Origin of the sequence: Methylobacterium sp. J-077 (genome assembly GCF_022829365.1) — a bacterium.
GTDB lineage: Bacteria > Pseudomonadota > Alphaproteobacteria > Rhizobiales > Beijerinckiaceae > Methylobacterium.
The window spans coordinates 55,962-77,712 of the sequence record NZ_JAKSYJ010000206.1; the positions used below are offsets into that span (position 1 = coordinate 55,962).

Sequence of the window (21,751 nt, forward strand, 5' to 3'; positions counted from 1 at the left end):
ACGAGACGATGTTGCGTCGCAGCGCGATGCTTCGTAGGATCGCGGCATTCGCTAGGACCCGGTGAAAGCCCGGGTGGCTCTTCCGGCCGCCGATCCGCCGGACCACGCATCCGAGACGCTCCCTCCTCCGCCATCGGTGCGGACGCGCGTCTCGTGCGGATTTTTCATGCCACGCAACACCTCCGGAACCGCCGGCCTTCTCGGGCCGTGGGTCTCCAACATCCGCGGCGATACCTTGTCGGGGATCGTCGTCGCCCTCGCGCTGATCCCGGAGGCGATCGGCTTCTCGGTCATCGCCGGAGTCGATCCCAAGGTCGGGCTCTACGCCTCGGTGGTCATCGCCTGCACGATCGCCTTCACGGGCGGGCGCCCGGCGATGATCTCGGCCGCCACCGCCGCCACCGCAGTGGTCATGGTCGATCTCGTCCGCGAGCATGGGGTCCAGTACCTGTTCGCCGCCACCATCCTGATGGGGCTGATCCAGATCCTGGCCGGCCTGCTCAAGCTCGGCCGGCTGATGCGGTTCGTCTCGCAATCGGTGATGACCGGCTTCGTCAACGCCTTGGCGATCCTGATTTTTCTGGCACAGATGCCCGAACTCACCGGCGTCACGCCGGCGACCTACGGGCTGATCGCCCTGGGACTCGCGATCATTTACGGCTTCCCGCGGATCACACGAGCGGTGCCCGCGCCTCTCGTGGCGATCGCGGTGCTGACCGCGGTGACGGCGATCTTCCACCTCGACGTGCGCACGGTCTCGCATCTGGGCGCTCTGCCCGCGACGCTGCCGAGCTTCGCGCTGCCGAACGTGCCGCTGACCTTCGAGACCCTGCGGATCCTGCTGCCCTACGCGGCGACGCTGGCGGCGGTCGGCCTGCTGGAGAGTTTTACTCACGGCGCAGATCGTCGACGACCTCACCGACACCGGCAGCGACAAGAACCGGGAATGCATGGGCCAGGGCATCGCCAACATGGCTTCGGCCGTGTTTGGCGGCATGGGCGGCTGCGCGATGATCGGGCAATCAGTGATCAACGTCTCCTCGGGCGCGCGGGGCCGGCTGTCCACGCTGGTCGCAGGCGCGTTCCTGCTGCTGCTCCTCGTGGCGCTTCAGGACCTGCTGGCGGTGGTGCCGGTCGCGGCCCTGACGGCCGTGATGATCATGGTGTCGCTGAACACCTTCTCCTGGCGCTCGCTGGCGCAGCTGCGCACCAACCCGCTGCCGTCCTCGGCGGTCATGCTGGCAACCGTCCTTGTCGTGGTCGCCACCAAGGATATGGCGATGGGCGTGCTCGCCGGCGTGCTCCTGTCCGGCGTGTTCTTCGCCGGCAAGGTGTCGCGGCTCAGCCAGGTCACCTCCGCGCTCTCGCGAGACGGCCAGACCCGGACCTATCAGGTCGCCGGGCAGGTGTTCTTCGCCTCCGCAGGCACCTTCTCGGAGGCGATCGACGTGCTGGAGCCGGTGGACCGCCTCGTCATCGACCTGCGGAACGCACATTTCTGGGATATCTCGGCGGTGGCCGCCCTCGACCGCGTCGTGCTGAAGGCCCGCAGCCGCGGGCGGATCGTCGAGGTGGTCGGTCTGAACGCCGCCAGCGCGACCCTGGTCGAGCGGTTCGGCACGCACGACAAGGTCGGCGCTGCGCCATCGCCGGCGGGGCACTGAGCGGCCCGTCCTGGCGCCCCCGGGAGCGCCCTGCCTCTTGCGTCGCGCGCGCCGCGACCCCATTCCCGGCCTGGGCTCGCGGTTTCGTCGGGCCGGGAAAAACAGGATGGCACAGCGGTGACGACGTTCTCTCCGCGCGAGATCGTGTCCGAACTCGATCGCTTCATCGTCGGGCAGCAGGACGCCAAGCGCGCCGTCGCGATCGCGCTTCGCAATCGCTGGCGCCGCCAGCAGCTGACCGGCCCGCTCCGCGAGGAGGTGGCACCCAAGAACATCCTGATGATCGGGCCGACCGGCTGCGGCAAGACCGAGATCGCCCGGCGGCTGGCCCGGTTGGCCAATGCCCCGTTCCTGAAGATCGAGGCGACCAAGTTCACCGAGGTCGGCTATGTCGGCCGCGACGTCGAGCAGATCGTCCGCGACCTCGTGGAGGTGGCGATCGGTCTGACCCGACAGGCCAAGCGCGAGACCGTGAAAGCCAAGGCGGAGGCGGCCGCCGAGAACCGGATCCTCGATGCCCTGGTCGGGCCCACTGCCAGCCAGGCGACCCGCGACAGCTTCCGGCGCAAGCTGCGCGACAGCGAGCTCGACGACAAGGAAGTCGAGCTGGAACTGGCCTCCGGTGCCCCCGCCGGCCTGCCGATGTTCGAGATCCCCGGCATGCCGGGCGCCTCGATGGGGGCGATCAATATCGGCGACGTGCTCGGCAAGGCGCTGGGCGGCCAGCGCGGCAAGCCGCGCCGGGTCCTGGTGCGGGACGCCTACGCGCCGCTGCTGGCCGAGGAATCCGACAAGCTGGTCGACGACGACGCCCTGATCCGCGAGGCGATTCGCGAGGTCGAGAACAACGGCATCGTCTTCCTCGACGAGATCGACAAGATCTGTGCCCGCGAGGGACGCTCCTCCGGGGACGTCTCCCGCGAAGGTGTGCAACGCGACCTGCTGCCGCTGATCGAGGGCACGACGGTGGCGACCAAGCATGGCCCGGTGAAGACAGACCACGTGCTGTTCATCGCGTCCGGCGCGTTCCACGTCTCGAAGCCGTCCGACCTCCTGCCCGAGCTCCAGGGCCGCCTGCCGATCCGGGTCGAGCTGCAGCCGCTGACGGTGGACGATTTCCGCCAGATCCTGACCTCCACCGAGGCCAGCCTGCTCAAGCAGACGGTCGCGCTGATGCAGACCGAGGGCGTGACGCTCACCTTCACGGACGACGCCGTGGACGCGCTGGCCCGGGTCGCCGTCGAGGTGAATTCGTCCGTGGAAAATATCGGCGCCCGTCGGCTCCAGACTGTGCTGGAACGGGTGATCGACGAGATCTCGTTCACCGCCACCGACCGCTCCGGCGAAACCGTGCCGATCGACGCCGCCTATGTGCGGTCCCGGGTCGAGGACCTCGCCGCCAACGCGGATCTGAGCCGCTTCATTCTGTGAGCGCGCGCTGATCGCCCGAGGCCGATGCCTCGATTGAGGTGGGCAATCGACGCATGATATGCGTCGATTGGTGTATACCTACGACCATCCCGACTGGCCCCGCTTCCGCTGGGACGAGACCGCGCTCCTAGGCCCGCTGGGCGCGGTTCGCTACCGCCAAGGCCGGCTGCTGGGCCGCATGGAAGCCCTTGGCTTCAATCTGCGCCAGGAAGCCATCCTCGACACCCTTACCCAAGACGCGGTCAAGACCAGCGAGATCGAGGGCGAGACCCTGGCCAGCAACGAGGTCCGCTCATCGCTGGCGCGGCGGCTCGGGATCGAGACCGCAGGCCTCGTTCCGAGCGGGCGGCAGGTCGACGGGATCGTCACGATGGTCCTGGACGCGACCCAAGGTTTCACCGAGCCGCTGACCGTCGAACGTCTGTTCGGTTGGCACATAGCGCTGTTCCCGCACCGCGATATCGGGCGCCAGCCGATCACCATCGGAGCGTGGCGGACCGATGCGCTTGGACCGATGCGCGTCGTCGCCGGCCCCCGGGCGCGCGAGCGGGTGCATTTCCAGGCACCGCCTGCCGACCGGATCGCCGAAGAAATGGATCGCTTCCTGAGGTGGTTCGAGGACCCAGCCGATCCGGCCGACCCGGTCCTCAAGGCCGCGATTGCGCATGTCTGGTTCGTTACCATCCATCCGTTCGACGACGGCAACGGGCGCATAGGCCGCGCCATCGCCGATATGGCGCTAGCCCGGGCCGAGGGGACGGGACGGCGCTTCTACAGCATGTCCGCGCGGCTGAGGGCCGAGCGGAACGCCTATTACGAGACGCTCGAAGCCACCCAGAAGGGCGATCTCGAGATCACGGCGCGGCTGGCTTGGTTTCTCGGAATCCTCGACGCGGCCATCGCCGACGCCGAGACCACGCTCACGGCGGTCCTGCGCAAGGAGCGGTTCTGGCGCGCACTGGAAGCGCAGCCCGTGAACCCGCGCCAGCGCATGATGCTAGGCCGCCTCCTCGACGGATTCGAGGGCAAGCTCACGACGTCGAAATGGGCGCAGATCGCGACGTGCTCGCACGATACCGCCCTTCGGGACATCGAAGATCTGACCGCGCGCGGGCTCCTGATGCGCGGCCCGGCGGGGGGACGCAGTACTAGCTACCGTCTGGTTGAGCCGCACGTCTGAGAGATCCGTGTCTGTGACGATCACCAAGCCGAGCCACGGCGCCACACTTTTCCCGGTCGCCGCACTGGTTGGCGGCATGATCTCGCTGCAATACGGCGCGACCGTCGCCAAGAGCCTGTTCCCCATCGTCGGCGCGGCCGGGACTTCGTCCCTACGCGTGGGCTTCTCTGCGCTGATCCTGATCGCCGTCTGGCGGCCGTGGCGGCGCAGCCTGTCGCAGCGCGAGGCCGGGTGGATCGCGCTCTACGGCGTCACCCTGGGGCTGATGAACCTGCTGTTCTACCTGTCGATCGCACGCCTTCCGCTCGGGCCGGCGGTGGCGATCGAGTTCGCCGGGCCGCTCTCCATCGCGCTCATCGCGTCGCGCCGCCGAGCGGATTTCCTCTGGATCGGCGTGGCGGTGGTGGGCCTCGGGCTACTCCTGCCGGTCGCGTCGACCAATGCGCTCGACCCGCTCGGCGTCGCCCTCGCCCTCGGGGCGGCCCTGGCCTGGGCGCTCTACATCCTGTTCGGGCAGCGGGCCGGCCGAATCGACGGCGGACAAGCCGTGTCACTGGGCATGCTGATGGCCGCCCTGGTGGTGGCGCCGTTCGGCTTCGCCGAGGCCGGCCCGGACCTGCTTGCGCCCCGGATCCTGGTTGCCGGGCTGACCGTGGCGCTGTTGTCGAGCGCCCTGCCCTATTCGCTGGAGATGTTCGCGTTGCGGCGCCTCGACCGCAAGAGTTTTGGCGTGCTGATGAGCCTGGAGCCGGCGGTTGCGGCCTGCGCGGGCTTCGCCCTGCTCGGCGAGCGGCTCGGCGCCGTTCAATGGCTCGCAATGGGGTTGGTGATCGCTGCATCCGCGGGCATCACCGCCACGTCGCGCCGGCCAGTCCTGGAGGCCGCGCTCATCGAAGGCTGAAAGATCTTATTTGCCGGCCAGAACGCGCGACGCGACGTTGATGTACTTGCGGCCGGCTTCCTGGGCGTGAAGGACGGCGTCGCCGAGGTTCTCCTCGTCGCGGACGCTCGCCAGCTTGATCAGCATCGGCAGATTGATCCCCGCCACCACCTCGACCGAGCCGCCGTTCATACAAGAGAGCGCAAGGTTTGAGGGCGTGCCGCCGAACATGTCGGTGAGCACCACCACACCGTCACCGGTGTTCACGCGACAAACCGCGGACATGATGTCCCGCCGTCGCAATTCCATATCGTCTTCCGGCCCGATCGTGATCGTCTCGATCTGATCCTGCGGGCCGACCACGTGCTCCAGGGCGGCCTTGAATTCGGTCGCCAGCAGCCCGTGCGTGACGAGCACCATGCCAATCATCGACACGTGTTCCAACGTCCTCTGTCTGCCGCCATGTTGTGCAATGCACTGACCCCAGCAAGGCGATCGCGACGTTTTTGCTCGGACATTGCCACGATCATGCCATGCGCGCTCCTCGGACGCCATGGGGTCGCACCACCACGACGCGAATCAACGACCTGTGCGGCTGCGAAGTCACGACCTGCGCTTTCGCAGCGCCGCACGAATCAGCAGCTGCGCCAAGCCGGTACTCCGGACGCCGCGGTCGAGGACGATGCTGGGCAACCGTATTTCGAGAATTTCGGTATCGTCCGGCGGTTCAGGCAGACGGGGAATTTCGTCTATAAGATCGACCACGAGGCACAAATCCGCCTCATGACGGAGTGCTAGGCCGAGTTCGGCAGCCGACAGGATGCCCTGGCCGCGGATTTCGACGCGCCCGATCAGTGCCTCGTGGGGCCGGGCCACGAGCGCGCCGCCGCGTCGATCGCAGACGACGCGATCGTCGGCTACGAAGGCTCCGTCCGCTTCCGTGGCGAGGAGGACCGCCAGGCTCGTCTTGCCGGATCCGGACGGGCCGCGAATCAGGATCCCGGCCTCGCCCAGGATCACGCAGGCGGCGTGCAGGGTCGGCATCAGGCGTGGAGCTGCCGCGGCGCGGCGGGCAGGCGGACGGTGAAGCGGGCACCGCGCACCGTGGGCTCGCCGTCCTCGTCGGGCGCGCCCGGGCGGTTCTCGGCGCGGATCATGCCGCGATGGGCCTGGACGATCTGGCGGGAGATCGACAGGCCAAGGCCCGAATTCTGGCCAAAACCCTGCTCGGGACGGTCGGTGTAGAAGCGCTCGAAGATCCGTTCCAGGGCGTGCTCGGGGATGCCGGGACCCTCGTCCTCGCAGACCAGCTCGACCTCGCCCCGGACGCGGCGCAGGGCCACCCGCACCTTGGCCTCGGTGGGCGAGAACGAGCGGGCATTGTCGAGGAGGTTGTTGACGACCTGCCCCAGCCGGCTGTCGTGGCCGATGACCGTGAACGGCGCATCCTGGTCCGGGATCGGCTCGACGTCGAGCAGGATCAGGCAGTCCTTGGGACGCCGCCGCTCGTTCGCTACCGAGACCACCGTCGTGAGCAGCTTCTTGAGATCGACCCGGCGCGCCTCGGCGCGGGCGAGTTCGGCGTCGAGCCGCGAGGCGTCGGCGATGTCGCTGATCAACCTGTCGAGACGCTTCACGTCGTGCTGGATGATCGCCATCAGGCGGCCGCGCGAATCGTCCGACTTCGCCAGCGGCAGCGTCTCGACAGCGCTGCGGAGCGAAGTCAGCGGGTTCTTCAGCTCGTGGCTGACATCGGCGGCAAAACTCTCGATGGCGTCGATGCGCCGGTAGAGCGCCTGCGTCATGTCCCGCAGCGCCCCGGAGAGGTGGCCGATCTCGTCGGTGCGCTGGGTGAAATCCGGGATCTCTTCCCGCGTCTTGATCCCCATCCGGACCTTTTCCGCGGCCTCGGCGAGGCGCCGGACCGGGCCCGCGATGGCACCCGCCAGCAGCGCCGACAGCACCACCATCACGGCCGAGGCGACAAGAAACACTTGGAGCAGGCCGAAGCGCTCGGAGGCGATCACCCGGTCGATGGCATCGCCCTGCGTCGAGATCAGCAGCGCGCCGCGCACCGAGCCGGCCCGATGGATCGGCACCGCCACCGACACGGTGGTCTCGCCCAGCGCGTTGCGCCGGACGAGGCTGCCGCGATTGCCGCCGAGCGCGGCCTGCACCTCGCGCAGCGAATGGCCGTTGACCGGGCCGGTCTCCTCGGGCTGCGTGGTGCGGCTGCCGAATAGGCCGCTCAGTTTCCCCTGGATCGCCTCGAAGGCCGATTCGAGCATGCCGGCCTTGTGCGGTTTGGCGGTGATCGCGTCGCCACGGCCGGCATCGCCGCGCTTGAAAAGGGTCCGCGTATCGAACAGCAACCCGCCTTCCTGGTCGTAGACCCGAGCGCGATTGCCGGTGGGCGTAACCAGGCGCGACAGCAGGGGCGCCACCTTCTCGGGATTGAGCGAGAACGCGAGCGGCTGCGATTCCTCTTCCGCGGCTTCGCCGGCCTGCTGCTGGAGCAGCTTGTCGGGGTCGATCTGGATCGTGTCGGTATCCACCGAGGCGGAGGCCGCGATGGCGCCCGCGATGATCTCGCCCTGGATCGCCAGGCTCTGGATCCGGGCCTGGATCAGGCCCTGCCGGAACTGGTTGAGATAGAGAAACCCGACGAGCAGCGCGATCAGCCCGACGAGGTTGAGCACGACGATGCGGCGCGTCAGGCTCGACGACGCGCGCTGGCCGATGGCGTCCCAGAGGGCGCGCGGCCAGGTCAGCGGTCGGGACAGGAGCTGGGTGAACGAGGCGCGCGGCTGAGCGTCCTCGACTTGGGTGGGTGTACGGCCGGTCACGGAGCGGATCCTTTAGATCACGCCTCCTTGAACCGGTAGCCGACGCCGTAGAGCGTCTCGATCATATCGAAGCTCTGGTCGGTCACTTTGAACTTCTTGCGCAGACGCTTGATGTGGCTGTCGATGGTGCGGTCGTCGACATAGACCTGGTCGTCATAGGCCGCATCCATCAGGGCATTGCGGCTCTTCACGACGCCGGGGCGATGGGCCAGTGCCTGGAGGATCAGGAACTCCGTGACGGTGAGCGTCACCGGCTCGCCCTTCCAGGTACAGGTGTGGCGCTCCGGATCCATCATCAGCGAGCCGCGCTCCAGCGAGCGGGCTGCGACCTCGGCCTCGCCCCGCGGGGTGGCGCCCGCCGGCTCCTTTGCGAAGCGGCGCAGAACCGCTTTCACCCGCTCGACCAGCAGGCGCTGCGAGAACGGCTTATGGATGAAATCGTCCGCGCCCATCTTGAGACCGAACAATTCGTCGATCTCCTCGTCCTTCGAGGTCAGAAAGATCACGGGAAGGTCGGATTTCTGCCGCAGGCGTCGGAGAAGCTCCATCCCGTCCATGCGCGGCATCTTGATGTCGAAGATCGCGAGGTCCGGCGGGGAGTGCCGCAGACCGTCGAGGGCGGAGGCGCCGTCGGTGTAGGTCTGGATGCGGTAGCCTTCGGTCTCAAGCGCGATCGACACGGAGGTCAGAATGTTCCGGTCGTCGTCGACGAGGGCGATGGTTGGCATGCGCGATCCCTGAATGAACGGGCTCAAGCGCGGTCCCGGCTGTTCGCGCGGGCCGCGCTTCGTCCCGGCCCCCGAGGGGCAGGCGGACGTGCGAACCGGGGCGGTTTTGGCGCCGCCCGGTTCGCGCAACGGGACAGGTCCTTTAGTACGGTCGATCAGAAAAAGCGAGCGGCGGTCATAGCTTGGCCGTAAAGGCCGATCTGACGCGGGCCATGGCGCTCGTGCGCCGGCTGCTCCACCGCTACCATGCGGGGGGATTGTGGCGGCGGTTCGAAGCGCGAGGGATTCGATGGGCGAGATCAGCACCAGTGCGTCGGAACCGCGCGAGCCGGCGCGCCCGCTGCCGGCTTCCGAAGCCCCGTTCGACGCGATCGGGCTGTCCCGGATGCTGCTGCGGAGCATCCGCTCCGGAGCGCTGGCGACCCTCGACCAGGATGGGACGCCCTTCGCGTCGCTGGTCACCATCGCCACCGACCAGAACGGCACGCCACTGATGCTGCTGTCGCGGCTCTCGGCGCATACCCGCAACCTGCTGGCAGATCCGCGCTGCTCGCTGCTGTTCGCGCAGGGCGGCAAGGGCGATCCCCTGGCGCATCCGCGGCTCACCGTCGTCGGCGAGGCCGTCCAGACGAGCGAGCCGCGGGCGCGGGCGCGGTTCCTGGCGCGGCATCCGAAGGCCAAGCTCTATGCCGATTTTCCGGATTTCGGTTTCTTCGCGTTGCGCGCGCGGGCTGGCCACCTCAACGGCGGTTTCGCGAAGGCTGCGACGCTGACCCGCGAAGAATTGCTCCTCGACCTCACCGGAGCGGACGCCATTGCGACGGGCGAGGCCGGCGCGGTCGAGCACATGAACGCCGACCATGCCGACGCGCTGGCGCTCTACGCCGCGGCCGCCGGGGCGGAGGCCGGGCTGCCCTGGCGCTTGACCGGGCTCGATCCGGAGGGTCTGGATCTGATGGCCGGCGACCGGACGGCGCGGGTGGTCTATCCGGAGCGGGTCTCGGATATGGGCGGCCTGCGCAGGAGCCTGGTCGCCATGGCGGCGCGGGTGCGCGGGGGGACAGGAGCGCCGGTTCCGTAACGCGGGAGATCGCCGCCAGGCATGGCGAAGCACCGCCCGGTGCCCCATATCCGCGCGATGAGCGAGATCCAGACAGACACCTATCCTTTCAGCCTCGATGTGCAGCCGGTCGGCGAGAGCGGCTCGATGTTCCAGTGGAGCATCCGCAAGCACGGCAAGCTCCATCAGCGCTCGGACCGGAAGCACCCGACCGAGTCGAAGGCCCGCACCCACGGCGAGGCCGAGATCGAACGCCTGATCCGCGACCGCGGCCGCTGATCGATCCTGAGAGCCGCCGGCATCGGCGCATCGCGACGGACAGGCGGGGGCCGGATCGTTCCGGCTCCCGCCTCGTCGTTCGTGCCGGCCCGATTGCGGGGCGTCGGTCCCCGCGCTTGGCGCGTCTGCGCGGCGCTGCTATCTCGCGCGTGAGCCGATCCACCCGAACACGCCCAGACGTCAGACGGTGCGCGCCGTCGCGCGCCCGAACGGAATGCCGATGACAACCCCGATCGACAACATCCGCAACTTCTCGATCGTCGCGCATATCGACCACGGCAAATCGACCCTGGCGGACCGCCTGATCCAGGCCACCGGCACCGTGGCGTTGCGCGACATGAGCGAGCAGATGCTCGACTCGATGGACATCGAGAAGGAGCGCGGCATCACCATCAAGGCGCAGACCGTGCGCCTGGAATACCGGGCCGAGGACGGCAAGGACTACATCCTCAACCTGATGGACACGCCCGGCCACGTCGACTTCGCCTACGAGGTGTCGCGCTCGCTCGCCGCCTGCGAGGGCTCGCTGCTGGTGGTGGACGCCTCCCAGGGCGTCGAGGCGCAGACACTCGCCAACGTCTACCAGGCGCTCGACGCCAACCACGAGATCGTCCCGGTCCTCAACAAGGTCGACCTGCCGGCGGCCGAGCCCGAGCGGGTGAAGGAGCAGATCGAGGAGGTGATCGGCCTCGACGCCTCCAATGCGGTGCCGATCTCGGCCAAGACCGGGCTCAACATCGAGGCGGTGCTCGAGGCGATCGTGACCCGCCTGCCGCCGCCCAAGGGCGACCGGAGTGCGCCGCTCAAGGCCCTGCTAGTGGACAGCTGGTACGACGCCTATCTCGGCGTGGTCGTGCTGGTGCGCATCATCGACGGAGTGCTCAAGAAGGGCATGACCATCCGGATGATGGGCGCCGACGCGGTCCACGGCGTTGACCGGATCGGCGTGTTCCGCCCGAAGATGGCCGAGATCGGCGAGCTCGGCCCCGGCGAGGTCGGCTTCTTCACCGGCTCGATCAAGGAGGTCGCCGACACCCGCGTCGGCGACACGATCACCGAGGACAAGCGCCAGACCACCTCGATGCTGCCGGGCTTCAAGGAGGTCCAGGCGGTCGTGTTCTGCGGCCTGTTCCCGGTGGACGCCGCCGAGTTCGAGAACCTGCGCGCGGCCATGGGCCGGCTCCGGCTCAACGACGCGTCGTTCTCCTACGAGATGGAGAGCTCGGCGGCGTTGGGCTTCGGTTTCCGCTGCGGCTTCCTGGGCTTGCTCCACCTGGAGATCATCCAGGAGCGGCTGGAGCGCGAGTTCAACCTCGACCTGATCTCGACCGCGCCCTCGGTGGTCTACCGGCTGAAGATGCGCGACGGTACGCTCAAGGAACTGCACAACCCGGCCGACATGCCGGACGTGATGAAGATCGAGCTGATCGAGGAGCCCTGGATCCGCGCCACGATCCTGACGCCCGATGAGTATCTCGGCGGCGTGCTCAAGCTCTGCCAGGACCGCCGGGGCGTCCAGATCGACCTCAACTACGTCGGCAAGCGCGCCATGGTGGTCTACGACCTGCCGCTGAACGAGGTCGTGTTCGATTTCTACGACCGGCTGAAATCGATCTCGAAGGGCTACGCCTCGTTCGATTACCACGTCTCCGACTATCGCGAGGGCGACCTCGTGAAGATGTCGCTCTTGGTCAACGCCGAGCCGGTGGACGCCCTGTCGATGCTGGTCCACCGAACCCGCGCCGAATCGCGCGGCCGGGCCATGTGCGAGAAGCTGAAGGATCTGATCCCCCGCCACCTGTTCCAGATCCCGGTCCAGGCCGCGATAGGCGGCAAGATCATCGCCCGCGAAACGATCAAGGCCCTGTCCAAGGACGTCACCGCCAAGTGCTATGGCGGCGACATCTCGCGCAAGCGCAAGCTGCTGGACAAGCAGAAGGAAGGCAAGAAGAAGATGCGCCAGTTCGGGCGCGTGGAGATCCCGCAGGAGGCGTTCATCGCCGCGCTGAAGATGGACGATTGAGGCGCTGCGTTTGTGACTTGCTGTTCCCTATTTGCCATTAGGGAGACGCGGGAGCTGCGCTAGCTTCCGCGTCCGGACGTGTTGTCCAGTTCTGGAAGTGAAGCCGGCCGCTCCCGTCATTACGAGCACAGCGAAGCAACCCAGTGAAACGCTACGTCCTGAGATCGCGCGCTGCCCTGGGTTGCTTCGCTGCGCTCGCAACGACGGTGTGAGTCGATAGAGAAGCTTCTAACCCGGCGGCAGCACGTCGATCTGGATGCCCGCGTAATACGCCGCCAGGTTCGCGATATCGGACTCCGACAGCTCCTTGGCGACGACGTTCATGATCTCGTTCTGCCGCTTGCCGTCGCGATAGTCGGTGAGCTGCTTCACCAGATAGGGCTCGACCTGGCCGGCGAGGTTCGGCGCCTCCGGCAGCTTCGAGAGCCCGTCCATCCCGTGGCAGGTCTGGCAGGCGCTGGCCTTCTTGCGCCCGAGGGCGGCATCGCCGGCCTGGGCCGGAAGCGGGACGAGCAGAGCGGTGAGAAGGAGAAGCGGGCGGATCATCGGGCGGGCTCGGCTTGCGCGACGGAACTCTCCTCCCCCTTGTGGGGAGGAGCTGGAGGTGGGGGTCGGGCAGGAGGCACCGCAGCGCCAGATCCGGAACCACCCCCACCCTCGGTCCCTCCCCACAAGGGGGAGGGAATGCGCCCTTATTTCTCGTACGAAATCCGATAAATCGCCCCGGCGGAATCGTCCGAGACCAGCAGGGAGCCGTCGAGCATCACCGCCACGTCCACCGGGCGGCCGAGATACTCGCCGTCGCCGGTGAGCCAGCCCTCCGCGAACGGCTTGACGGCGCCGAGCTTCCCGTCCGCGCCCATGGGGGCGAACATCACCCGGGCGCCCACCGGCTCGGTGCGGTTCCAGGAGCCGTGCTCGGCGATGAAGATCCCGCCCTTGTAGGAAGCCGGGAACTGCTTGCCGTTGTAGAAGGTCATGCCGAGATCGGCCGCGTGCGGCGGCAGTTCGGCGACCGGGGCGACCGCGTCGGCGGGCGGGGTCTGGTCCTTGTACTCGACGGTGCGGACCGCGCCGCCGCCGTACCAGGGGAAGCCGAAGTTCTCGCCGGCCTTGGTGGCGTGGTTCAGCTCGCCCGGCGGCTTGTCGTCGCCCATGCCGTCGACCTGGTTGTCGGTGAACCAGAGCGACTTGTCGGTGGCGAAATCCATGCCCACCGAATTGCGGATGCCCGTCGCAAAGACCTCGCGGTTCTTGCCGTCGGCATCGATGCGGATGATGCCGCCGATGCCGGCCTTCCGGTACAGGTCCATCTTCTCGGCCGGCGGCACATTGTAGGGTTGGCCGAGCGCGATGTAGGTCTTGCCGTCGGCCCCGACCCGGCAGACCCGGGCGGTGTGGTTGAAGCTCTCTTCCCCGGCCGGGATCAGGGCGCCCTCCTTCACGAGGATGCCCGCGGCAACGTCCGGGTTCTCATAAAAGAACTCGGCGGCCGGGAAGGCCAGGACCCGGTTCTGCTCGACCACGGTGAGCACGCCGTCCTTCGAGAAGCAGACGCCGTTGGGGATCTTGAACGCGATGCCCGGCGCGAAGGCGCGGACCTCGTCGGCGACCCGGTCCTTGTCGCGGTCGGTGACCGTGTAGACCTTGTTCTTGCGGGTGCCGACGAACAGCACACCGGCATTGGGGCCGACCGCGATGGCGCGGGCATCCGGCACCACGGCGTAGAGGTCGATCTTGAATCCCTCGGGCAGCTTGATCTTGGCCAGCGTCTTGCGGATCGCATCGGCTCGCCGGCCGGTCTGCGGGATCTCGGGGGCGGCCTGGGTGTCGGTGCTGCGCATGCCCTGGAGCTTCTCCAGGTCATCGGTCTTGGCCTTGGTGTCGGCCGGCGCCGCGCCCTGCGCGAGGGCCGGAGCCACGAGGGCGGGCAGGGCGACGCCCGCCCAGAGCGCGGCGATGATGAGCGATCGCATCGTCTTAAAATCCTCCCGGCCGCCCTTGGGTTCGGGCGGTTCCGGATCGGACATAAACGACCCAGGCGGGCGGGCAAGTTGCGCAGGTGACGCGCGTCCGCACCTGTCGCGTGTCAGGCGACCTTGCGGGGGACGAGGCGCTCACTGCCCAGCGCGTCCTGCGCCCCGGACACGCCGGATTCGGTATATTCCGCGTCCTCGTTGACCTGCCAGACATCGTGCCGGCGCCGGCCGCAGAGGATGTTCTCCACGGTCAGCATCGCGGTCATCATCGCGTGGTCCTGGTTGTTGTACTTGTGCATACCGTTGCGGCCGACCAGGTGCAGGCTCGGGAAATCCCGCTCCAGCTCACGCCGCACGGTGACGACGTGGCCGGCATAATCCTCGTCGTAGACCGGATAGGCCTTGGGCTGCCGGACCACGCAGGCATCGACCACGTCGGCCGGGTCGATCAGCCCGATCTGGCCGATCTCGCGCTTGGCGAGCGCCACCAATTCGTCGTCCGAGGCGGTCCAGAGCCCGTCGCCCTCGAAGCAGAAATATTCGAGGCCGAGGCAGGTGTGGTCGGCGTCCGGCACCATCTCGGGCGACCAAGAGCGGAAGTTCTGCACCCGCCCGACCTGCACCGACGGATCGTGGATGTAGATCCAGTTGTCCGGGAAATTCTTGTGGGATTTCGCGATCAGGGCGACCGTGAGGAAGTCGCGGTATCTCAGCGCCCGTGCGTTGAAGGTGCTGAGCGGGCGCGGTCGGATCGAATCGACCAGCTCCCGCACCGGCGCGGACGAGATCACGTGGCGGGCCGTGAAGGTCTCGCGGCTGCCGTCGGCGCTGCGGGCCGCCACCGTCCAGATGCCGGTGCCGGCATCGTAGGCGAGGGAATCGACGCCGCGGTCGAGCAGCACGCGGCCGCCCTGGGCCTGGATCTTGGCGGCGGCGGCCTCCCACATCATGCCCGGGCCGCGGCGCGGATAGCGGAACGACTCGATCAGCGTCTTGATCACCGGGCCGCCGGCCTTCGGCGCCTTGCGCAGGCCGAGCGAGCGCTTGAGGCCGTCGCGGATTGCCGAACCGAGATCGAGCCCCTTGATGCGCTGGGCCGCCCAATCGGCCGAGATCGCGTCGCAGGACATGCCCCACACCTTCTCGGTGTAGGTCTTGAAGAAGATCGCGAACAGGCGCTCGCCGAACTGGTTGCGCACCCAGGCGTGGAAGTTCTTCGGGTCGCGCACCGGCTTCATCCGGGCGTACAGGTAGGAGGCGACGCAGGCGGCGCTGGTGAACAGGCCGAGATTGCGCAGCGCCTCGAAGGCCTTGAGCGGATAGGCGTAGTACTTGCCGCGATAGTAGATCCGCGACAGGCGCGGCCGCTCGATGAAGTCGTTGGGCAGGATCTCGTCCCAGAGATCGACCACCGCCTTGGACTTCGAGAAGAACCGGTGCCCGCCGATATCGAACAGGTAGCCGTTGTGCGAGACGGTGCGCGAGATGCCGCCGACCTGCGCCGGATCCCGCTCCAGCACGGTGACCGACCGCCCCTGCTTCGACAACAGGTAAGCGGCCGTGAGGCCGGCCGGCCCCGCGCCGATCACCAGCGTCTCGGTGTGGTGGCTCATCCCCAGCTCCGGCGATTCGTGGGTGGCGTCGCACACGCAGCGCCCGATCACCGGCAGCATGAATCGTCGTGGTTAAGGAATCGCTGGCCTTTCGCGCCGCGATGCTGTCACGAAACCCATTTCAGCAGGCGGATCACCCCCATATTGGCGGCTTGCCGATGGGCGGATACGGCACGGCGATCGGCGATTTCCGCCCGGTTCGCGGCATAATACCGGTAGGCCGCGAGCAGCATCTCGCGGTTGGTCAGCGTCGGCGCCCAGCCCAGGGCCGCCTTGATCCGGCTGGTGTCGAAGACGAAGTCCTCGGCGATCATCCGGTAATGATACGGCCCGAGCGGCGAGATCCGCAGCGCGTGCGCCGCCCGCATCGCGAGAAGCAGCGGCGCCTTCGGCAGGCGGCCCGTGCGGGCGCCGGTGCCGGCATGGCCGATCACATGCTCGAACGTGTCGCGCATCGTGCCGACATCGTCGGACCCGATCCCGAACGTGCCGGCGGCACGGCGCCGCCAGGCCAGCAGCATGGCGTCGATCAGGTCGTTCACCGCAACGAACTGGTAGCGGTTGCTGCCCTCGCCGACCAACCAGACCCGTCGGCCTTCGGCGATGAACTCGAACAGGATCGCCAGCAGGCCGAGCCGCCCGGCGCCCATGATGGTCGGGGATCGGATGATCGTGGCCGCGAAGTCGCCGGCATGGGCCGCGAGGATCTTCTCGCCCTCCCACTTGCTGGCGCCGTAGCGCTCGCAGGGCGCCGGCGGATCGTCCTCCCGCACCGGCCGGTCGAAGCCGTGCCCCCAGAGGCAATTGCTGGAGATGTAGACCAGGCTGTCGATCCCGGCGGCGGCCGTCGCCTGCGCCAGCACGCGCGTGCCTTCGACGTTGCTGGACCACATCGCCCGCGCGTCGACGCCGCCGTGGGCCAGCAGGGCGGCGCAGTGGAAGACCGCTGCGTGCCCGGGGACGATCCGGTCGAGCAGGGCGCGGTCGCGGATATCGCCGATCACGGCGTGCAGGTTCGGATGGCCGGCGGTGCCCGGCAGCAGGTCGATGCTGGTGACGGCGTGTCCCTCCGCGAGGAGGCGCTGCGCCAGCAGCGAGCCGAGGAAGCCGGAGCCGCCGGTGATCAGGACGCGGGCCATGGGTCAGTCCGGGGTGCGAATCGGCATTCAGACGGCCGGCTCGAGCCGCGCGGATGCCGCGGCTGGGACGCTCCGACGGCCGGGTCGCGACAGAAGCGCGGCCTGGGCGAACAGCGCGCCGGGCACGAGCAGACAGAGGAGCGGCATCTCGAAGATGAAGAAGATGCGCGCCAGCGGAACCAGCAGCCAGACCGCCACCGCCAGCCGCGACGGCCGCGGATCGCGCGCCAGAACCACGAGGGTCAGGGCCGGGGCCACCACGGCGAGGTCGTAATGCGAGGCGTAGGGCTGCATCACCAGGACGGCCAGCAGCACGACCAGGAGCCGGGCCGGGCTGCGCATGTCGCCGCGCAGGGCTCGGACGGCGGCGGCGAGCGCCAGGACGCTGACGCAGCCCTGGATCGCCCAGGCGACGCTCGCCGGCAGTCCCCAGAACCGGGCGACGAAATAGGGCGCGACCGACGTCTCGATGACCTGCGCGTGGAACTCGGTGATGAAGGCGCTCTGCAGCGGCATCGTCACGGTGATGAACCGCTCCCAGAGCACGACGCCGAAGGCGGCGACCGAAACGCCCACCAGCGCCGCCGTGGCGATCCCGGCCGCGAACAGGCAGCGCCAGAATCCGCCGCACAGCAGGATCAGCCCGAGCGCCGCCGCGAATTGCGGCTTCACGGTGAGGCCGGCGAAGCACAGGCCCGCGAGCCAGGGGCGGCGGTCGCTCTCCTGCAGCACCACGGTCGCCCCGAGGGCGAGCAGGCCGCCGAAATGGCCGTAGAGCATCATCGCGACGGCGGGCGGCGACAGGCAGGCGAGGAGCACCAGCGTGCGATCGGCGGCCCTGCACGAGCGGCGCGTCGCCCAGGCCAGGGCCCCGAGATTCAGGGCGGTCCAGGCGAGGACGGCCGGGAGGAACGGCAGGCAGGCGAGCGGCAGCAGGAACAGCAGCGCGTGGGGCGGATAGACGAACAGGAGATGCGGATCGTGGATCAGGCCGAACGCCGCCTTGACCGCCTCCCCGTAGGCCGGGAGATCGATCAGCGTGCCCGCTTGGCCCGCCATGACCAGCCGGGGCGCCAGCCAGAAATTGACGTAATCGTGCCCGAGCGGCGCGCCGATCATCCAGGCGTGAAAATCCCGCGGCCGCAACGACAGCCATGTCGCGAGCGAGATCAGAAAGCCGGTTGCGATGATCCGGATCTGCGTACGGGACGAGGGCGGTGTCGGCATGCCCGGAGTGTCTCAGTGCGGATTGACGGGCGGTCAGGTACGGGAGTCCGGCCGAAGACTAGCTGCGCGTCGCTGACGATCGGTTAACCGCTGTAGTTCGGCCGCGCGACGATCGCGGTTGACGCCTTGACCGGGCGTTAAGCTCGGCTGAGTGAGGATCCGGGTCGCGCCGCGCGTCCGGGTGACCGACCATGCCCGCTCAGGCGGATCGAAGCTCATTGCCGACGACGCGGATCGATCCGCGCACCTTCCTGTGGGTGCTCGTCGTCCTGTCGCTCGCGACCATGAACGCGCCGCAGGATGTCTGGGACACGATCCGGCACCTGCGCGTGCCCGATACCGACGACGCCATGCGGCTCGTCGAGGTGCGCGACCTCGTGGCCGGACAGGGGTGGTACGACAACACCCAGTACCGCTTCCTGGCGCCGGACGGCGTACCGAGCCACTGGTCGCGCCTGGTGGATGCGCCGATCGCGGGCCTCGTCTGGGCGCTGACGCCCCTGGCCGGCCGCGGGCTCGCCGAGGGGCTGACGGCGGCGTTCTGGCCCGGTCTGCTGTTCGGTCTGTTCTGCACCCTGCTCTACCGCGGCGTACGAGAGAATTTCTGTGGCCGGGCGGCGATCCTGGCGGTGCTCGTGGCGACGCAGACCTTCGGGATCGCCATCCAGTTCCAGCCGGGCCGGGTCGATCACCACAACGTCCAGATCCTGGCGATCCTGGGCCTCGCGCTCTGCATGATCCGCGGCGGGCTACGCCCCGGACTCGTCGGCGGCGGTCTCGCGGCCCTGTCGCTCGCGGTTGGGCTCGAAGGTCTCCCGTCCGTGGCGTTCGGCGCCCTGTACCTCGTCGGCGACTGGTGCCGGCGCGGCCGCCCCGCCCTCCCCGGCCTGGCCGGATTCGGGATCGGCCTCGGCCTGGCGGCGCCGCTCCTGTTCGCCGCGCAGACCGCCCCCGGCCTCTGGACTGCCCCGCGCTGCGACGCGCTCTCCCCGCCCTGGCTATGGCTGACCGCCGGCGGCCTCGGCTTCGCGATCGCGGCGAGCGTCCTGGGCCGGCATCTCGCGACGCTGAAGTCGCGCCTCGTCCTGGCAGGCGCCTGCGGCCTCGTCCTGCTCGGCGGATTCGCCCTCGCCTTCCCGGTCTGCCTGGACGGGCCGTTTGCCGGGATGACGCCCCTGGTCCGGGATCACTGGCTGCTCACCGTCAACGAGATGGCGTCGGTGCGTCACTCCATCGCCCAGGGGCGGTGGGAGATGCTGGTGTTTTATCCGGTCGTGCTGCTCGCGACGCTGACCGCGACCTGGATGGCCTGGCGGGGGACGCAGCGACGCGCCTGGTCGGTGGCGGCCCTGTTCCTCTGGCCGGGGCTGTTCCTCGGGTTGTTCCAATTCCGCGGTCTCTACATCGCCTCCGGCTTCGTGCCGCTGGTGGCGGGGCCGGTGCTCGACCGCGCCCTGAATCTCGCCGCCGCACCCGAGACCGGCCTTCGCCGCTGGGGTAGCGTCGCCCTCGGCGGCTGCCTGGTCAGCACGCTCTGGTTGGCGCCGACCGCCCTGGCCGAATGGCTGAGCTCTTCCTCCCGGACGGCTCCCGATCCGGCCGGAGTCATCGCCTGCCAGGGCGACGCCGCGGTGAGGCCCCTGGCGGCACTGCCGGCCGGGACCGTGCTGGCACCGATCTTCCTGGGGCCGTCGATCCTGCTGCGCACGCCGCACGCGATCGTTGCCGCGCCCTATCACCGGGCGATCCCAGGACTGACCGCGGCGATCGAGGGGCTTGGCGGGACCGAGGCTGATCTCGACCGCGTGGTCGACAGGTTCAAGGTCGACTATCTGGTGGCCTGCCCGGCCCGCCCGGCCGACGACCTCCAGTCCGAGCCGGCCTTCGCGACCCGGCTCGCCCGCGGAGAGGCGAGCTCCGAACGTCTGGAGCCCGTCCCGCTGCCCGGCCCCCTGAAGGTCTGGCGCGTGGTGCGGTGAGACGTCAGAGCAGCCGGCGGTCGAGCCGGATGATCCGGCACGGGTCACCGGTTTGGGCAGCCGGCTCGTGCGGTGCGCGGATCAGCAGCGCTTCGGCGCGGCCGAGGACCGCCAGCATCGAGGAATCCTGGCGCTTCTCCGGATCCGCCACCGGCAGCTTTCCGGGTTCGAGGGCAAGGCTTGCGCGCATGTAATCGGCACGGCCGTCATTGGCCGGTAGGTCACGGCCGAGCGTAGCCGGCTCGCTGAGGTCGGCGCCTGCCTTGGGATCGCCCTGCAGGGCCCGGATCGCCGGCACCACGAACAGCAGCCCGCAGACGATGGACGAGACCGGGTTTCCCGGCAAGCCGATCACCAGCATGTCGCCGAGACGCCCCTGCATCAGCGGCTTGCCCGGCCGGAGCGCGACCCGCCAGAACCCAAGTTCCAGCCCCTCCTTGGCGAGCGCCGCCTGGACGAGATCATGGTCGCCGACGGAGGCGCCGCCGAGCGTCACGAGCAGGTCGGCCCGAGCCTCCCGGGCGCGACGGAAGGCGTCCTCAAGGGCGCCGTGATCGTCGGCGGCGATGCCGAGGTCGATGATCTCGGCGCCGGCCTCGGCGGAGAGCGCGGCCAGCGCCAAGCTGTTCGACGCGACGATCTGGTCCCAGGCTGGTACGGCGCCGGGCTCCACCAGCTCGTCGCCGGTGGCGAGGATCGCCACCCGCGGCCGGCGCCGGACCGACAGGCGTGGATGGCCGGCGGCGGCCGCCAGCGCCAGGCGCCGAGCATCGAGGGTCATGCCCGCCACCAGCAGGGTCTCCCCGGCGGTGAAATCGAGCCCGGCCCGGCGGATGAAGCGATGCTGATCGACCGCCTCGACCACCCGGACCGTCTCGCCCTCGGCCTGGGCGTCCTCCTGGATCAGGATCGCGTCGGCGCCCTCCGGCACCGGCGCGCCGGTGAAGATCCGCACCGCCTCGCCGGAACCGATGCGGCCGGAGAAGCCGTGCCCGGCCGCGCTGGTCCCGATCAGCTTCAGGCTCGCCCCGACAGCGGAGGCATCGGCAAAGCGAACTGCGTAGCCGTCCATGGCGGAGGCCGGAAACGGCGGCTGCGTGCGCGCGGCGGCGACATCGGCAGCGAGCGTCCGGCCGGCGGCCCGGGCCAGGGGAACGGTCTCCGCCTCGACCGGGCCGGGCACGCTCGCCAGGACCCGCGCGAGCGCCTCGGCGACCGGGATCAGGCCGCTCATGCCTGAGGCGCCCGGTAGGCGCCGGAGCGGCCGCCATCCTTGGCGACGAGGCGGATGCCCTCGATCCGCATGCCGCGATCCACCGCCTTCACCATGTCGTAGACCGTGAGGCAGGCCACCGAGACGGCGGTCAGCGCCTCCATCTCGACCCCGGTCGGACCCTGGACCCGAACCTCGGCAGCGATGCGCAGGCCCGGCAGCGTATCATCCAGTTCGCACTCGACCCTGACCTTTGAGAGCAGCAGCGGGTGGCAGAGCGGGATCAACTCGTGGGTGCGCTTGGCCGCCATGATCCCGGCGAGCCGGGCGGTGCCGATCACGTCGCCCTTCTTGGCGTCGCCCTCGCGGATCAGCGACAGGGTCTCGGGCCGCATCACCACGCTCCCCTCGGCCCGGGCGGTCCGGTCGGTGGCGGGCTTGTCGGTGACGTCGACCATGTTGGCCGCGCCACTGGTGTCGAGATGGGTGAGCGTCGAACCGGGCTCCATG

At 69.0% G+C, this 21,751-nt stretch carries 18 protein-coding genes, 1 pseudogene and 1 other annotated feature; of the genes and pseudogenes, 8 read left to right on the forward strand and 11 right to left on the reverse strand.

Translation table 11 applies throughout. The features are described from left to right. Window positions 1-51 precede the first annotated feature (51 nt). Window positions 52-107 (forward strand) — a sequence feature (sul1 is cis-regulatory element that is thought to sense ions involved in sulfur or methionine metabolism; They are found in Alphaproteobacteria). A gap of 59 nt (window positions 108-166) precedes the next feature. The 4 genes and pseudogenes from MKL11_RS24545 (at window position 167) to MKL11_RS24560 (ending at window position 5,176) form a co-directional block, all read left to right on the forward strand. After that, window positions 167-1,664 (forward strand): annotated as a pseudogene (locus MKL11_RS24545) (SulP family inorganic anion transporter). Between the two features lie 117 nt (window positions 1,665-1,781). Continuing rightward, entirely contained in the window at window positions 1,782-3,095 is a 1,314-nt protein-coding gene (gene hslU, locus MKL11_RS24550) for an ATP-dependent protease ATPase subunit HslU (RefSeq protein ID WP_243948076.1), read from the forward strand. 58 nt (window positions 3,096-3,153) lie between these two features. Further along, window positions 3,154-4,275 (forward strand): Fic family protein, encoded by a 1,122-nt coding sequence (locus MKL11_RS24555; RefSeq protein WP_313900779.1) that lies wholly within the window; start codon window positions 3,154-3,156, stop codon window positions 4,273-4,275. Window positions 4,276-4,351: 76 nt separating this feature from the next. Beyond that, window positions 4,352-5,176: an EamA family transporter gene (locus MKL11_RS24560; RefSeq protein ID WP_243948130.1), complete on the forward strand. Its 825-nt coding sequence runs from the start codon at window positions 4,352-4,354 to the stop codon at window positions 5,174-5,176. Between the two features lie 6 nt (window positions 5,177-5,182). Here MKL11_RS24560 and MKL11_RS24565 read toward each other — a convergent pair whose 3' ends face one another. The 4 genes from MKL11_RS24565 to MKL11_RS24580 form a co-directional block, all read right to left on the reverse strand. Continuing rightward, window positions 5,183-5,584 (reverse strand): PTS sugar transporter subunit IIA, encoded by a 402-nt coding sequence (locus MKL11_RS24565; protein WP_007561549.1) that lies wholly within the window; start codon window positions 5,582-5,584, stop codon window positions 5,183-5,185. Window positions 5,585-5,758: 174 nt separating this feature from the next. Next, complete coding sequence (locus tag MKL11_RS24570) at window positions 5,759-6,199, reverse strand: HPr kinase/phosphorylase (RefSeq protein WP_279600694.1); 441 nt, start codon at window positions 6,197-6,199, stop codon at window positions 5,759-5,761. After that, window positions 6,199-8,001, reverse strand: coding sequence for a stimulus-sensing domain-containing protein (locus MKL11_RS24575; RefSeq protein ID WP_409565907.1), 1,803 nt, complete (start codon window positions 7,999-8,001; stop codon window positions 6,199-6,201). Before MKL11_RS24575 ends, MKL11_RS24570 begins: the two co-directional genes overlap by 1 nt. 17 nt (window positions 8,002-8,018) lie before the next feature. After that, the gene (locus tag MKL11_RS24580) at window positions 8,019-8,729 is read right to left on the reverse strand and encodes a response regulator transcription factor (RefSeq protein WP_058192712.1); all 711 of its coding nucleotides are present in this window, start codon (window positions 8,727-8,729) and stop codon (window positions 8,019-8,021) included. Between the two features lie 289 nt (window positions 8,730-9,018). On the opposite strand from MKL11_RS24580, the gene MKL11_RS24585 reads away from it, so the two are divergent. The 3 genes from MKL11_RS24585 to lepA all read left to right on the forward strand — a co-directional run bounded on the left by MKL11_RS24585 (window position 9,019) and on the right by lepA (window position 12,091). Beyond that, window positions 9,019-9,810, forward strand: a complete 792-nt coding sequence (locus tag MKL11_RS24585) for a HugZ family protein (RefSeq protein WP_243948078.1) — start codon at window positions 9,019-9,021, stop codon at window positions 9,808-9,810. Between the two features lie 21 nt (window positions 9,811-9,831). Then, window positions 9,832-10,068 carry a hypothetical protein gene (locus tag MKL11_RS24590; RefSeq protein ID WP_243948079.1) on the forward strand — a complete coding sequence of 79 codons (237 nt, stop codon included), beginning with the start codon at window positions 9,832-9,834 and terminating at the stop codon, window positions 10,066-10,068. Between the two features lie 220 nt (window positions 10,069-10,288). Further along, on the forward strand, window positions 10,289-12,091 hold the full coding sequence (gene lepA / locus MKL11_RS24595; RefSeq protein WP_147853555.1) for a translation elongation factor 4: 1,803 nt from the start codon (window positions 10,289-10,291) through the stop codon (window positions 12,089-12,091). A gap of 228 nt (window positions 12,092-12,319) precedes the next feature. On the opposite strand, the gene MKL11_RS24600 is transcribed toward lepA, so the two are convergent. The 5 genes from MKL11_RS24600 to MKL11_RS24620 form a co-directional block, all read right to left on the reverse strand. Next, window positions 12,320-12,637: a c-type cytochrome gene (locus MKL11_RS24600; RefSeq protein ID WP_243948080.1), complete on the reverse strand. Its 318-nt coding sequence runs from the start codon at window positions 12,635-12,637 to the stop codon at window positions 12,320-12,322. A gap of 146 nt (window positions 12,638-12,783) precedes the next feature. Beyond that, window positions 12,784-14,067 (reverse strand): PQQ-dependent sugar dehydrogenase, encoded by a 1,284-nt coding sequence (locus MKL11_RS24605; RefSeq protein WP_243948082.1) that lies wholly within the window; start codon window positions 14,065-14,067, stop codon window positions 12,784-12,786. Between the two features lie 113 nt (window positions 14,068-14,180). Further along, on the reverse strand, window positions 14,181-15,683 hold the full coding sequence (locus MKL11_RS24610) for an NAD(P)/FAD-dependent oxidoreductase (protein ID WP_243948135.1): 1,503 nt from the start codon (window positions 15,681-15,683) through the stop codon (window positions 14,181-14,183). Between the two features lie 107 nt (window positions 15,684-15,790). Continuing rightward, complete coding sequence (locus tag MKL11_RS24615) at window positions 15,791-16,822, reverse strand: NAD-dependent epimerase/dehydratase family protein (RefSeq protein WP_243948084.1); 1,032 nt, start codon at window positions 16,820-16,822, stop codon at window positions 15,791-15,793. A gap of 27 nt (window positions 16,823-16,849) precedes the next feature. Then, window positions 16,850-18,049, reverse strand: coding sequence for a glycosyltransferase family 87 protein (locus MKL11_RS24620; RefSeq protein WP_243948087.1), 1,200 nt, complete (start codon window positions 18,047-18,049; stop codon window positions 16,850-16,852). A gap of 218 nt (window positions 18,050-18,267) precedes the next feature. Here MKL11_RS24620 and MKL11_RS24625 point away from each other — a divergent pair, with 218 nt between their 5' ends. Beyond that, a complete protein-coding gene (locus tag MKL11_RS24625; protein ID WP_243948088.1) occupies window positions 18,268-20,028 on the forward strand; it encodes a hypothetical protein in 1,761 nt (586 codons plus the stop codon). Window positions 20,029-20,032: 4 nt separating this feature from the next. Here the strand turns inward: MKL11_RS24625 and glp are convergent, their stop codons facing one another. Continuing rightward, entirely contained in the window at window positions 20,033-21,262 is a 1,230-nt protein-coding gene (gene glp / locus MKL11_RS24630; protein ID WP_243948089.1) for a gephyrin-like molybdotransferase Glp, read from the reverse strand. After that, window positions 21,259-21,750, reverse strand: a complete 492-nt coding sequence (gene moaC, locus MKL11_RS24635; protein WP_243948090.1) for a cyclic pyranopterin monophosphate synthase MoaC — start codon at window positions 21,748-21,750, stop codon at window positions 21,259-21,261. Before moaC ends, glp begins: the two co-directional genes overlap by 4 nt. Window position 21,751: the final 1 nt, after the last annotated feature.

Bases quoted from the DNA above. Each gene is read 5' to 3' on its own strand.
- moaC (WP_243948090.1), bottom strand. From the start codon at position 21,750: ATGGAGCCCGGTTCGACGCTCACCCATCTCGACACCAGTGGCGCGGCC.
- MKL11_RS24590 (WP_243948079.1), top strand. From the start codon at position 9,832: ATGGCGAAGCACCGCCCGGTGCCCCATATCCGCGCGATGAGCGAGATC.
- MKL11_RS24605 (WP_243948082.1), bottom strand. From the start codon at position 14,067: ATGCGATCGCTCATCATCGCCGCGCTCTGGGCGGGCGTCGCCCTGCCC.
- MKL11_RS24610 (WP_243948135.1), bottom strand. From the start codon at position 15,683: ATGAGCCACCACACCGAGACGCTGGTGATCGGCGCGGGGCCGGCCGGC.
- glp (WP_243948089.1), bottom strand. From the start codon at position 21,262: ATGAGCGGCCTGATCCCGGTCGCCGAGGCGCTCGCGCGGGTCCTGGCG.
- MKL11_RS24565 (WP_007561549.1), bottom strand. From the start codon at position 5,584: ATGATTGGCATGGTGCTCGTCACGCACGGGCTGCTGGCGACCGAATTC.
- MKL11_RS24555 (WP_313900779.1), top strand. From the start codon at position 3,154: ATGCGTCGATTGGTGTATACCTACGACCATCCCGACTGGCCCCGCTTC.
- MKL11_RS24600 (WP_243948080.1), bottom strand. From the start codon at position 12,637: ATGATCCGCCCGCTTCTCCTTCTCACCGCTCTGCTCGTCCCGCTTCCG.
- MKL11_RS24560 (WP_243948130.1), top strand. From the start codon at position 4,352: ATGATCTCGCTGCAATACGGCGCGACCGTCGCCAAGAGCCTGTTCCCC.
- lepA (WP_147853555.1), top strand. From the start codon at position 10,289: ATGACAACCCCGATCGACAACATCCGCAACTTCTCGATCGTCGCGCAT.
- MKL11_RS24570 (WP_279600694.1), bottom strand. From the start codon at position 6,199: ATGCCGACCCTGCACGCCGCCTGCGTGATCCTGGGCGAGGCCGGGATC.
- MKL11_RS24620 (WP_243948087.1), bottom strand. From the start codon at position 18,049: ATGCCGACACCGCCCTCGTCCCGTACGCAGATCCGGATCATCGCAACC.
- MKL11_RS24585 (WP_243948078.1), top strand. From the start codon at position 9,019: ATGGGCGAGATCAGCACCAGTGCGTCGGAACCGCGCGAGCCGGCGCGC.
- MKL11_RS24580 (WP_058192712.1), bottom strand. From the start codon at position 8,729: ATGCCAACCATCGCCCTCGTCGACGACGACCGGAACATTCTGACCTCC.
- MKL11_RS24615 (WP_243948084.1), bottom strand. From the start codon at position 16,822: ATGGCCCGCGTCCTGATCACCGGCGGCTCCGGCTTCCTCGGCTCGCTG.